The sequence below is a fragment of the Desertimonas flava genome (assembly GCF_003426815.1).
GTDB classification, from domain to species: domain Bacteria; phylum Actinomycetota; class Acidimicrobiia; order Acidimicrobiales; family Ilumatobacteraceae; genus Desertimonas; species Desertimonas flava.
Genome location: NZ_QKYK01000023.1, coordinates 61,838 through 74,003 on the forward strand (window position 1 = coordinate 61,838; position 12,166 = coordinate 74,003).

The 12,166-nt window shown below is 70.5% G+C and carries 13 protein-coding genes; 6 read left to right on the top strand and 7 right to left on the bottom strand.

Translation table 11 applies throughout. From position 1 onward, the window contains the following. Positions 1–34: 34 nt before the first annotated feature. Positions 35–2,314 (top strand): FdhF/YdeP family oxidoreductase, encoded by a 2,280-nt coding sequence (locus DN771_RS21310; RefSeq protein WP_116999579.1) that lies wholly within the window; start codon positions 35–37, stop codon positions 2,312–2,314. A gap of 12 nt (positions 2,315–2,326) precedes the next feature. On the opposite strand, the gene DN771_RS21315 is transcribed toward DN771_RS21310, so the two are convergent. After that, positions 2,327–2,932, bottom strand: coding sequence for a TetR/AcrR family transcriptional regulator (locus DN771_RS21315; RefSeq protein WP_162942225.1), 606 nt, complete (start codon positions 2,930–2,932; stop codon positions 2,327–2,329). Positions 2,933–3,033: 101 nt separating this feature from the next. Here DN771_RS21315 and DN771_RS21320 point away from each other — a divergent pair, with 101 nt between their 5' ends. Continuing rightward, positions 3,034–3,684, top strand: coding sequence for a DUF2867 domain-containing protein (locus DN771_RS21320; RefSeq protein WP_116999581.1), 651 nt, complete (start codon positions 3,034–3,036; stop codon positions 3,682–3,684). An 18-nt stretch (positions 3,685–3,702) separates the two neighbouring features. On the opposite strand, the gene DN771_RS21325 is transcribed toward DN771_RS21320, so the two are convergent. Genes DN771_RS21325 through modA form a run of 3 tightly spaced genes read right to left on the bottom strand, consistent with a single transcriptional unit; the run spans position 3,703 to position 6,448 of the window. Then, positions 3,703–4,758: a sulfate/molybdate ABC transporter ATP-binding protein gene (locus tag DN771_RS21325; protein WP_116999582.1), complete on the bottom strand. Its 1,056-nt coding sequence runs from the start codon at positions 4,756–4,758 to the stop codon at positions 3,703–3,705. Next, on the bottom strand, positions 4,755–5,603 hold the full coding sequence (locus tag DN771_RS21330) for an ABC transporter permease (protein ID WP_205528700.1): 849 nt from the start codon (positions 5,601–5,603) through the stop codon (positions 4,755–4,757). Before DN771_RS21330 ends, DN771_RS21325 begins: the two co-directional genes overlap by 4 nt. Next, on the bottom strand, positions 5,600–6,448 hold the full coding sequence (gene modA / locus DN771_RS21335; RefSeq protein ID WP_116999583.1) for a molybdate ABC transporter substrate-binding protein: 849 nt from the start codon (positions 6,446–6,448) through the stop codon (positions 5,600–5,602). The genes DN771_RS21330 and modA overlap by 4 nt, the downstream gene beginning before the upstream one ends. A 77-nt stretch (positions 6,449–6,525) precedes the next feature. Here modA and DN771_RS21340 point away from each other — a divergent pair, with 77 nt between their 5' ends. Further along, the gene (locus DN771_RS21340) at positions 6,526–7,056 is read left to right on the top strand and encodes a PadR family transcriptional regulator (protein ID WP_116999584.1); all 531 of its coding nucleotides are present in this window, start codon (positions 6,526–6,528) and stop codon (positions 7,054–7,056) included. Positions 7,057–7,102: 46 nt separating this feature from the next. Here the strand turns inward: DN771_RS21340 and DN771_RS21345 are convergent, their stop codons facing one another. Both DN771_RS21345 and DN771_RS21350 read right to left on the bottom strand, forming a co-directional pair. Next, on the bottom strand, positions 7,103–7,477 hold the full coding sequence (locus tag DN771_RS21345; protein WP_116999585.1) for a VOC family protein: 375 nt from the start codon (positions 7,475–7,477) through the stop codon (positions 7,103–7,105). 117 nt (positions 7,478–7,594) lie between these two features. Beyond that, the gene (locus DN771_RS21350; RefSeq protein WP_116999586.1) at positions 7,595–8,275 is read right to left on the bottom strand and encodes a biliverdin-producing heme oxygenase; all 681 of its coding nucleotides are present in this window, start codon (positions 8,273–8,275) and stop codon (positions 7,595–7,597) included. Positions 8,276–8,370: 95 nt separating this feature from the next. On the opposite strand from DN771_RS21350, the gene DN771_RS21355 reads away from it, so the two are divergent. Beyond that, positions 8,371–8,958, top strand: a complete 588-nt coding sequence (locus DN771_RS21355; protein WP_162942227.1) for a TetR/AcrR family transcriptional regulator — start codon at positions 8,371–8,373, stop codon at positions 8,956–8,958. A 53-nt stretch (positions 8,959–9,011) separates the two neighbouring features. Further along, on the top strand, positions 9,012–10,046 hold the full coding sequence (locus DN771_RS21360; protein WP_116999588.1) for a GNAT family N-acetyltransferase: 1,035 nt from the start codon (positions 9,012–9,014) through the stop codon (positions 10,044–10,046). 85 nt (positions 10,047–10,131) lie between these two features. On the opposite strand, the gene DN771_RS21365 is transcribed toward DN771_RS21360, so the two are convergent. Next, positions 10,132–10,911 carry a FadR/GntR family transcriptional regulator gene (locus DN771_RS21365; protein ID WP_205528701.1) on the bottom strand — a complete coding sequence of 260 codons (780 nt, stop codon included), beginning with the start codon at positions 10,909–10,911 and terminating at the stop codon, positions 10,132–10,134. A gap of 101 nt (positions 10,912–11,012) precedes the next feature. On the opposite strand from DN771_RS21365, the gene DN771_RS21370 reads away from it, so the two are divergent. Beyond that, on the top strand, positions 11,013–12,161 hold the full coding sequence (locus DN771_RS21370; protein ID WP_116999589.1) for an acyl-CoA dehydrogenase family protein: 1,149 nt from the start codon (positions 11,013–11,015) through the stop codon (positions 12,159–12,161). Positions 12,162–12,166: the final 5 nt, after the last annotated feature.

Below are 12,166 nucleotides of genomic sequence, written 5' to 3' on the forward strand. Positions count from 1 at the left end.
TGGGTCGCGCGACGGCTGCTGCCAGGATGAAGCCGTGAAGCCGGCTCCACGCGTCGACCAAGGTGACGAGCATCTGAAGGTCACCGCACCGAAGGGGTACGCCGCCGGGATTCCGGCGGTCGTCGAGTCGGTGCGCCAGCTGGTGGATCACCTCGGCGTGGCCAAGGCGGCGCGCACCATGCTGCGCATCAACCAGCCCGACGGGTTCGACTGCCCGGGGTGCGCATGGCCCGAGGACAACCTCAACGGTCACCGGACGAGCCGCTTCGAGTTCTGCGAGAACGGCGCCAAGGCGATCGCCGAGGAGGCGACCGACCGCAGGATCACCGCCGACTTCTTCGCCGAGCACTCGATCGCCTCGCTCGCCGAGCGGTCCGACTACTGGCTCGGGCAGCAGGGCCGGCTGACCGAGCCGATGTACCGGCCGGCGGGGGCGACGCACTACGAGCCGATCTCGTGGGAAGCGGCGTTCGCGCGGATCGGCGGCGCGTTGCGTGCCCTGTCGTCGCCCGATCGGGCTGTGTTCTACACGTCGGGTCGCACGAGTAACGAGGCGGCATTCTCGTACCAGCTGTTCGTCCGTGCCCTGGGCACCAACAACCTGCCCGACTGCTCGAACATGTGCCACGAGTCGAGTGGCGTCGCCCTCACCGAGACGATCGGGATCGGCAAGGGCACGGTGACCATCGAGGACATCCACGACGCCGGGTTGCTCGTCATCATCGGTCAGAACCCGGGGACGAACCACCCGCGCATGCTCAGCGCCCTCGAGACGGCCAAGCGCCGCGGGGCGAAGGTCGTGTCGATCAATCCGTTGCCGGAGGCGGGGTTGATGCAGTTCCGCAACCCGCAGACCGTGCGGGGCCTCGCCCGCCGCGGCACCGCGCTGTCCGACCTTCACCTCCCGGTGGCGGTCGGCGCCGACCTCGCCCTGTTCCAGCTCGTCAACGCCCGTCTGGCCGCGTCCGGGTCGGTCGACCGGGCCTTCGTCGACGCCTCCTGCGACGGCTTCGACGAGCTCACCACCCACCTCGCCGGCCTCGACCACGACGCCCTGCTCGCCGCCACCGGACTGACGGCCGGCGACGTCGACGCGTTCGTGGAGCTGGTCGCCGGTCACGAGCGCATCGTCGCCTGCTGGGCGATGGGTCTCACGCAGCACCGGCAGGCCGTCGCGACCATCCGCGAGGTCGCCAACACGCTGTTGCTACGCGGGGCGATCGGCAAGCGAGGCGCCGGATTGTGCCCCGTGCGCGGGCACAGCAACGTCCAGGGCGACCGCACGATGGGCATCTACGAACGGCCGTCGCCGGCGTTCCTCGACGCCCTCGCCGACCGCTTCGGGTTCGAACCGCCGCGCGCACACGGGTTCGACACCGTCGAGGCGATCGCCGCCATGGCAGCCGGCGACGTCGACGTCTTCGTGGCGATGGGCGGCAACTTCGTGTCCGCCGCGCCCGACACCGAGGCCACGGCCGCGGCGATGGAGCGTTGCGCGCTCACCGTGCAGGTGTCGACCAAGCTCAACCGGTCGCACGTGCGGTGCGGGACCGAGGCGCTCATCCTCCCGTGCCTGGGACGCACCGAGCGGGACTCACGGGGCCCGGAGCAGCGCTTCGTCACCGTCGAGGACTCGATGGGCGTCGTGCACGCGACGCGCGGCCGCAACGACCCGGCGTCGCCGCACCTGCGCAGCGAGGTCGACATCGTCGCCGGCATCGCCGCCGCCGCACTCGACGCCTCCGTCGTGGACTGGACCGACTGGGGGCGCGACTATGCGGCGATCCGCGATCACATCGCCGCGGTGGTTCCTGGCTTCGAGGACTTCAACCGGCGGGTGGTCGAGCCGGGCGGCTTCGCCTTGCCCAACGGGCCGCGCGACAGTCGCACGTTCGCCACGGCCACGGGACGGGCCCGCCTGACGGTGAACACGTTCGAGCCGATCAAGGTGCCGCCCGGTCGCCTGTTGTTGCAGACGGTGCGGTCCCACGACCAGTACAACACCACCATCTACGGCCTCGACGATCGCTATCGGGGGATCCATGACGGCCGGCGCGTCGTGTTCGTCAACGCCGACGACATCACCGCCCTCGGCCACGCCGACGGCGACGTGGTGGACGTCGTCAGCGAGTGGCGCGACGGCTCCGAGCGGCGGGCCGAACGCTTCCGCATCGTGTCCTACCCGACGCCGAGGGGCTGCTGCGCCGCCTACTTCCCCGAGGCCAACGTGCTCGTGCCGCTCGACAGCGTGGCCGAAGGCAGCCGCACGCCGACCTCGAAGGCGATCGTCGTCCGGCTGGAGCGGCGAGGGTAGGGCGACGTTCGCTCAGGAGTCCGCGCCGCGCACGAGTCCGGCGACGAGCGTGTCGAGCACGAGGTCGACCTCTGTCCTGGCGACGGCCGGATCGTCGGCGCGGGCGATGAACAGCGACGCACCGTAGAGGCCGCCGAGCGCCACGTAGGCGAGGGCGTCGAGCGCCAGTTCGCCGAAGCGGGCGCTGCCGAGGAGCGGATCGAGCACGCGGCGCAGCATGGGTAGCTCGACGGGGTCGATGCCGACCTCGAGCACACCGGTCTGGAGGACCGACACGCTCTCGAGGACGACGATCCGGCGGAACGCCGGCTCCAGGCAGCCATCGAGGAAGGCGCCGAGGCCGGCGCGCACCGATGCCATCGGCTCGGTCTGGGCAGCAGCCGCGGCGAGGACCTTGGTCACCACCTCGGCCTCCACCGTCTCGTACACGGCGCGGAACAGCGCCTCCTTCCCCGGGAAGTGGTGGTAGAGGGCACCGCGGGCCACGCCGGCCTCGCGGATCACGTCGTCGATCGATGTCGCCGCGTAGCCGCGCTCGGTGAAGTTGCGCCGGGCGATGTCGATGAGGAGCGATCGCGTGGCCTCGGCCTGGCGGACCCGGAGGGGCTTGACGTCCACGGCCTGATGGTAGCAGACTGACCAGCAGTCGGTCACCGACCGACAGTCGGTCAACCACCACAGGGCACTGACCGATCTGACGCCGAACTGACGGAGGCAACATGGGCCGAACGCTGGCCAGCGCACACACCTCGCAGCCGTGGCGGATCCACGAGATCGCCCACGACTTCCGCCTCGAGGACGTCTGGGTCCTCCGAACGCCCGGTGCCACGGCGGACGACTTCGAACACTTCGTCGGGCTGATGCACACGCTCGATCTCGAGAACGGCGGGCGGGCGCGGGCGGCGAGGGCGTTGTTCGCACTTCGCTGGATGCTCGGTCGGGTCTTCGGCTGGGATGGCGAAGCGGCGAGCGGCTGGTCCCCGTCGCTGCGGATCCGCGTCCCGGCCGCATTGGCCGCCACGACCGGCCGCGTCGACGAGCCGGCGAGCTCGCCGTTCACCACGCTGTTCTGCCTCGAGCGTGAGTACGCCGCCGAGATGGTCAACTCGACCATGCACGGTGTCGTGCATCTCGGGTGGGTGGCGGACGGTGACGGTGGGTACCGCGGGCAGCTGGCGGTGCTCGTGAAGCCCAAGGGCCCGCTGGGCCGGCTCTACATGGCGCTCATCAAACCGTTTCGCTACGCGATCGTCTATCCGGCGATGACGCGTCACATCGAGCGGGCGTGGCGGGCACGACCGGTGGTCGATGGCGCCTGGGTGGCGACGGAGGTCGAGCCGGTGCCGGAGCCGGTGCCGGAGCCGGTATAGGTGACCCGGGCCGGGGTGTCAGCGGGGGTAGAGCTCGACGTCGGTGGCCTTGACGCTCGCCCAGAGCCGTTCGCCCTCGCGCACGTCGAGCTCGGCGACGGCTGCCGGCGTGACCTCGGCGACGAGGGTCAGCGCTCCGCCGAGCCGCACTCGGGCGCGGTCGTGGTGCTGGTCGACGTGGTCGACCGTCAGCTCCCACACGTTGCGCGCGCTGCCTTCGGGGTGCCGTCGATGGAGCGACACCGCCTGCGGCCGGATGGCGGCGTACGCCGGACCGGTCGCGTCGTGGGTGGCGGCGACCACCTTGCCGGACTCGCCGGTCACGAGGGTGTCGCCGTTCGCCTCGCCGGCGATCAGGTTGAGCCCGACGAGGTCGGCGACGTAGGGCGTGCGGGGGCGGGCGACGACGTCGGCCAGGGGGCCGGTCTGGGTGACGGTCCCGTGTTCGAGGATGACCACCCGATCGGCGAGGGCGTAGGCGTCGACCGGGTCGTGGGTGACGAGGAGGCGGACGCCGTCGAACGATTCCAGGTGCCTTCGCAGATCGCGGCGGACGTCGCTGCGCGTCGACACGTCCAGCGCGGCGAGCGGCTCGTCGAGCAGGAGGAGGTGGGGATCGGTGGCCAGCGCCCGGGCGAGGGCCACGCGCTGGGCCTGGCCTCCCGAGATCGAGGCCGGACGGGCTCCGGCGTGGTCGGCGAGGCCGACTCGTTCGATCCACTCCATCGCCTTGGCCCTCGACTCGGCTCGCCCGACGCCGCGGGCGCGCAGGCCGAAGGCGACGTTCTCGAGCACCGAGAGGTTCGGGAACAGCAGGTAGTCCTGGAACACGACGCCGACCGGGCGCTGCTCGGGCGGCACGAACACGTCGGCGCGCGGATCGTCCAGCGTGGCGCCGTCGAGGTGGACCGTGCCGTCGTCGATCGCCAGCAGTCCGGCCAGGCAGCGCAGGAGCGTCGACTTGCCCGCTCCGTTGGGGCCGAGCACGGCGACGAGTTCACCCCGCTCCACCGTCAGCGCCAGCCTGACCTGCAGCGAGCCGCGGCGGACGGACAGGTCGATGTCGAGGCTCACGCGAGCGCGACGGTACCGGGTGCCGCTCGTCCGCCCCCGTTCATCCAGCGGTCGCGCAGAACGACGAGGACGACGAACGACACGGCGATCAGTACGAGGCTGAGCACGATGGCCGTCGGCTGGTCGCGCTCGCGGGCGAGGTAGATGGCGATCGGCATCGTCTCGGTCGTCCGCGGGTTGTTGCCGGCGAACGTGATCGTCGCGCCGAACTCCCCGAGGGCCCGGGCCCAGGCGAGCACCGTGCCGGCGACGACCGACGGGGCGATGGCCGGCAGGGTCACGCGCCGGAAGGCGTACCAGCGCGTCGCGCCGAGGGTTCGGGCCGCTTCGTCGAAGCGGCTGTCGAACGAGCGCAGCGCCGATTCGACGGTGAGCACGAGGAACGGCATGGCGACGAACGTCTGGGCGATGACGACCGCCCAGATGGTGAACGGGATCGTGATCCCGAACCAGCGGTCGAGGTACTGCCCGAGCACGCCTCGCCGGCCGATGGCGAAGAACAGGGCGACGCCGCCGATCACGGGTGGCAGCACCATCGAGAGCGTGCACAACGCCCGGACCACGCTCCGGCCCGGGAAGTCGGCGCGGGCGAGCAGCCAGGCGAGCGGCACCCCGAACAGGAGCGACAGGCCGGCGGCCGCGAGCGAGCAGGTGATCGAGATGCGCAGCGGCGTGCCGATCCCCGAGCCGGTGAGGACCTCCCAGAACCGCGACCACGGCGTGCGCCACAGCATCCCGACGAACGGGAGGGCGAAGAAGGCGACGGCGATCAGGGCGAGCACGAGCGCCGGCAGCGGGAGCCGCTGCCGGGCCGTCGGGTCCTTCCGGCGGCGAGGCGCGGTCACGGACCCGTCGTCGCCGGCGCTGTGGCTGGCGGGATGGACGTTGGCGGGGCGTCGGGTGCGCCGAAGCCGAACTCGGCGAGCACGGCCTGGCCGTCGCCGAGGACGAACTCGACGAACGCCGCAGCCAACTCGGGGTCGCCGGCTTCGGCGGTGGTGGCGATCGGGTATTCGGCGATCACGTTGATGTCGGCGGGGATCTCCACACCCTCGGCGGCGTCGCCCGCCGCGGTGATGTCGGTGGCGTACACGAGGCCGGCGTCGGCCTCGCCGAGCTCGACCTTCTCCGACACGGCCCGCACGTTCTCCTCGAACGAGTCGATCTCGACCTCGACGCCGGCGTTGCCGAAGACGTCCTGGACGTAGGCGCCGATCGGCACCTCGGGGTCGCACGACACCACGATGAGGTCGGGGTGGTCGGCGAGGTCCTCGACACCGGTGATGCCCGCCGGGTTGCCGGGCTCGACGATGATGGCCAGCGAGTTGGTGGCGAAGGTCTGCGGTTCGTCGCCGACGGCGTCGGCGTCGACGAGCTTGATCATGTTGTTCTGGTCGGCCGAGGCGAACACGTCGGCCGGCGCACCCTCGACGATCTGGCCGGCGAGGTCGGACGAGCTGGCGAAGCTGAACGTCACGTCCACGTCCGGGTTGGCCACGTGGAACGCCTCACCGATCGCTTCGAAGGCGTCGGTCAGCGACGCCGCGGCGAACACCGTGAGATCGCCGTCCAGCCCGCTCGTCGGTTCGCTGGACCTCGATCCGGACACGGCGGCCGGCGTCAGGGCGAGGGCGGTCGTGACGGCCGTCGCGGCGATGCCGAGACGGGAGATCGGGTCGAGTCGACGCATGCCCGCACAATAGTCAACGGTTGACTTGTCGCCACTCGCAACCGACACCACTGGCGGGCGGCCGCTACGGTCAGCCCGTGTCCGGTCCGCAGCCCACCCTCTTGCTCGGTGAGTGGGCGTGCCTCGGGATCCTCTGTCAGGGCCCGACCCACGGCTTCGCCGTCGCCGGTCGGCTCAAGCCCGATGGCGACGTCGGCCGAGTGTGGACGATGTCGCGGCCGCTCACCTACCGGGCGCTCGATCAGCTCGTGGTGAAGGGCTGCGCCGAAGCGGTCGGCGAGGAGCCCGGCACCGCCGGCGGGAACCGCACGATCCTCGCCCCGACCCGGCTGGGGCGTCGGCGCTTTCGTCAGTGGGTCGTCGCTCCGGTCCTGCACCTGCGCGACCTCCGCAGCGAGTTGCTGCTCAAGCTCGTCCTCGCCGAGGCGAGCGGGATCGAGACGTCGGCGCTCGTGGCGGCACAGCGCATGGCTGTCGACGAACTGGCGGCGGCGCACGGCGACCCCGACCCGACCGACGTCGTGGCGCTGTGGCGCCACGAATCGGCCCAGGCCGCAGTCCGCTTCCTCGCTCGCCTCGACGCCAGCGGGTCGCTCGCCGCGCGATGAGCGATGAGCCCGCTGGGCGGGCTCATCGCTCATCGCACCGGCGGGATCAGCCGGCGGAGTAGTCGGGGAGCTGCTGGACGGCCCAGGTGTTGCCGTCGGGATCGGCGAACCATGTGAAGCGGCCCCACGCGAGGTCCTGGACCTCGGTGGCCTCGATGCCCCGCTCGACGAGGAAGGCGCGGGCGGCATCGGCGTCGTCGACCACCACCTGCAGGTTCTTCTGCGAGCCCGGCGCCATCTCGGTGAGCCCGGTGCCGAGCGCGATCGAGCACGCCGAGCCCGGCGGGGTCAGCTGGACGAAGCGGACCTCGTCGGACACCCGGTGGTCGTGGTCGGGGTTGAAGCCGGCCCGGACATAGAAGTCCTTCGCCCGGTCGACGTCGGTGACGGGGACGAAGACGAGTTCCAGCTTGAAGTCCACAGTGGCGCTCCTTGTGTTGCGTGTCGGTCGGGCCGGTCCGCTGACCTGCCTCACGATCATGGTGCGCCCGCAAAGTGGTCATCGACCGACCACTTTGCCGCGAGATCTCGGAGGATCTCAGCCGCCCAGCGAGTCGAAGACCGCGGTGTTGAGGCGGAACGCGGTGTTCGCCTCGGCGACGACCCGCTCCCGTTCGGCGGCATCCCACGGGGCGTGGTCGAGCAGCTCGCGGTAGCGCTTCTTGAACTGCACGCCGTTGTCGAGGTGCTCGAAGACGAAGAAGCGGACGCCGGCGTGCGCCGGTCCCGACGGGTAGCGGTCGGCAAAGCCGTAGACCCGCTCGAGGATGCGGCGGATGATCTGGCCGCCCGACAGGTCGCCGAGATACCGCACGTAGTGGTGAGCGACGAAACCGCCCGGCCAGTGGAAGCAGGTCGCCCTGAGGTGGTCGACGAGCGCATCGGTGGCGGCGGTCGGGGCGAAGCGCTGGCGCCAGCCGGCGCCGCCCAACAGCTCGAGGTCGGCCGTGAGCGAGGGCAGGCGGGTGAGCGCCGGCTCGGCGAAGGGCCCGGCGACGGGATCGTCGGCGAGTTGCGCCGCCGCCTCTTCGAGCACCTCGTACACGTCGTGAAGCTGGGCGAGGAACCGTGCGTAGTCGTCGACCGGCAGCTCACCGCCGAGCAGGCGTCCGATGAACGGCGAGCGCTCGGCGGCGTCGTGCAACTCCTGCGTGGCGTCCTTCAATGCCACCGAGAACGCCACGTCGACGGGGGCGGAGTCGAGGTTGGTTGGCACCATTACGACAGTCTGTCACGAAACGGCGTGGAGTGCCTCGCTTCTTCACGACGGCGCCCCGCCCGGTGGGTCGCATGGGCCTGTGGCACCATGGCCCGATGCCGAGGGTGACCGGAGGATCCGTGGCCGCGCACCGGCAGGCCACCCGAGACGCGATCTTCGCCGCCTTCTCGTCGCTCGTCTACGAGCGGGGCTACGACGCCGTCAGCCTGGCCGATGTCGCCGCCGCGGCCGGCATGTCCCGCACGACGATGTACAACTACTTCGCCGACAAGGACGCCCTCGTGGTGGCGTTCACGGAGGCCGAGGTCACGTCGTTCACCGAGGGGCTCGCCGCCGACCTCGCCGGTGCCGGCACGCCCGCCGACCGGCTGCGCGTCTACATCGCCGCCCAACTCCGCTACATCTCACGCAACCACCTGCCGCCGGGACGCAGCTTGCAGGTGTTGCTGTCACCGGAGACCTACCAGCGCCTCCTGCATCACGTGCACTCGATGGAGGACACGTTGCGGGGCATCCTCGCCGACGGCGTTGGCGACGGGTCGTTCGACGCCGACGTCGGCACCGCGCTGCCGCTGGTGTCGGCGTGCATCAACCGCGCCGGTTCGCTCGGACACGACGACATCGAGCGGGAGACGGACGCCACGACGACGTTCGTGCTGCGCGCCCTCGGCGCCGTTCGCTGAACCTCGCCGAAAGTCGTCCGGCGGATGCGAGGCGATCCGCGTACGGTCGAGCGATGGCCTTCCAACCGATCCGCACCGAGCGGCTGATCCTGCGTGCTCCGCTCATCAGCGACGCGGAGGCCGCGTTCGAGCGCCGCCGGCTCCCCGAGGTCGCCCGCTACCAGGACTGGGAGATGCCCTACACCCGCGAGCGGGCCGAGGCGTCGATGGCGAGGTCGGCGGCGATGGACGGTTTCGCCGTCGGCACGTTCTGGACGCTGACCGTCGTCGACGCCGAGTCGCCGGAACGGATCCTCGGCGATCTCGTCGCCGAGCTCCGCTGGGGCGGCCGGGTCGCCTACTTCGGCTACACGTTCCACCCCGACCACTGGGGGCGGGGCTATGCGACGGAGGCGGCACAGGCGCTCGTTCGCTACTTCTTCGACGAGCTCGGCGTCACCCGGATCGAGTCGTCATTGCATCCCGACAACGCCCCGTCGGCTCGGGTGCTCGAGGCGTGCGGGCTCCGCTTCGAGGGGCTCACGCGTGAGTCGTTCTGGGTCGGCGACGAATGCTCGGACGACATGCTCTACGGGATGACGCGCGCCGACGACGAGGCCTGGCGTGGGCGGCCGCGACACCGTCCGGACTCGGTTCGGCTGGTGCCGATCACCGAACACAACCGCCGCGCCGTCGCCCTGCTGTCGACGCACAAATCGCAGGAGCGGTTCGTGTCGCCGATGCTCGGGAACTTTCGCGACGCCCTGATCCCGCCGACCGTCGATGGCGCCCGTCTGGAGACCTGGTACCGGGCGATCGAAGCCGACGGCGAGATCGCCGGGTTCATCATGGCGGCCGAGATGACCGAGGCCCATCCCAACCCGTACCTCTGGCGCTTCCTGATCGACCGGATGCATCAGCGACGCGGCGTGGGCGCGGCCGCGCTCGACGAGTTCGAGCGGCGCTGCCGCGAGCAGGGCGCGACGGCGATCGAGGTCTCGTGGGCCGAAGGCCCCGGTTCACCCGCCCCGATGTACCTCGCCCGCGGTTACGAGCCGACGGGCCACATCGACGACGGCGAGACCCACGCCGTCAAGCAGCTCACCTGACGAGCCGCGTCGCGAGCGGTGAAGGCGAGGGAGGAGCTTGCTCCGACCGAGCCGTTCACGCGGCCTGCGTGGCCGGGGAACGCAATTAATCGAAGAGGTCGATGGGGTCGTGACTGCCGGGGAGTTCGAGGAGGAGTCGGTTGGACGCCGAGAGATGGCGGTGCCACAGGGACTCGGCGGCGTCGGCGTCGCCCGCCTCGATGTGGTCGACGAGCAGGCTGTGGGCGCTGCCGCCGTGACTGAAGGCCTTGCGCCGCGCCGACGATTCGATCGTCTCGGCGAAGCGCCGGAACTTCGCCATGTCGATGATGGCCCGCACCATCGAGTGCAGGAGCATCACCGTCTTGTTGCCGGCGATCTCGACGACCATGGCGTGGAAGTCGCTCGACTGCACGACGAGGCGCTGGTGATCGTGGCCCACCAGTTCGCACTGGCTGACCGCGGCACGAAGCCGGGCGATGTCGTCAGGCGTGCGGCGCCGGGCCGCCTGGGCCGCGCACGGTCCCTCGATCTGGACGCGAGCCTCGCAGATGTCGGCCAGCGTCGAGCCGGCGTGCTCGAGGACGAATCCGGCGTAGCGGGCGACCATCGACGCGCTCGGCTCGTGCACGATCGCACCGCCTCGCGCCCCGCGGCGGACCGTGATCAACTGCTCGGCCTCGAGCACCCGGAACGCTTCACGCAGCGTGGGGCGGGAGACGCCGTAGCGCTCGGTGAGCGTGACCTCCGATGGCAGCGCTTCACCCTCGTGCAGCTCGCCACGAACGATCTGACGGCGCAGATGGTCGGCCACGAGTTCGGCGGTCTTGGGCACCCGCAGGCGGGTGATCAGCGGCGCCTCAGGCTCTGTTGCAAGCTCGGCCACGTTGCTTCGTCGTCTCCTGTCGTTGCCGGCCCAGGCGCGGAACCGGTCGCCCGCCACCGCGACCCGGAAGCGGACTCGGGCCGAATCGTACAATGACAACCATGCTTCGCACGTTGTTCGACGACACCCATGATCAATTCCGGGCGGCGTTCCGGACGTTCCTCGAACGGGAGGCGGTGCCCCATCACGAGCGGTGGGAGGCCGACGGGATCGTCGATCGACAGTTCTTCAAGCAGGCCGGAGCCAGCGGTTTCATCGGCATGGACGTCCCCGAGGAGTTCGGCGGCGGCGGGATCAAGGACTTCCGGTTCAACGCCGTCATCGCCGAGGAGATCCAGCGCGCCGGCGTCAACAGCGCCGGGCTCGGACTCACGCTGCACAACGACATCTGCATGCCGTACTTCCTCGACCTCGGCACCGACGAGCAGAAGCAGCGGTGGTTGCCGGGCATCGCGTCCGGGGAGCTGATCACCGCCGTCGCCATGACCGAACCGGGCATGGGATCGGACCTGGCGTCGATGGCCACGACGGCGATCCGCGACGGTGACGACTACATCGTCAACGGATCGAAGACGTTCATCACCAACGGAATCAACGCCGACCTCGTGATCACCGCCGTGAAGACAGACCCCACCGAACGGCACCGTGGCATGTCGCTGCTCGTCGTGGAGCGCGGCACCCCCGGTTTCGAGCGCGGTCGCAACCTCCACAAGATCGGCATGCACGCCCAGGACACCGCCGAGCTGTTCTTCACCGACGCCCGGGTGCCGGTCGCCAACCTGCTCGGAGAGGAGGGTGGCGGGTTCCTCCAGCTCGTCGGCAAGCTGCCCCAGGAACGCCTCTCGATCGCCGTGACGGGCGTGGCGGCCGCACGCGCCGCACTCGACTGGACGATCGAATACGTGAGGGAGCGCAAGGCGTTCGGCCAGTCCATCGGATCGTTCCAGAACAGCCGGTTCAAGCTGGCCGAGATGGTCACCGAGATCACGATCGCCGAGACGTTCGTCGACCGCTGCATCCTCGCCCTCAACGCCGGCGAGCTCACGGCCGAGGAGGCGGCGATGGCCAAGTGGTGGTGCACCGAGTTGCAGGGCCGCGTCGCCGACATGTGCGTGCAGCTCCACGGGGGCTACGGGTACATGAACGAGTACCCGATCGCCCGCGCCTATGCCGACGCCCGCATCACCAGGATCTACGGCGGGGCCACCGAGATCATGAAGGAGATCATCGGCAAGTCGCTCAAGGTGTGACGGAG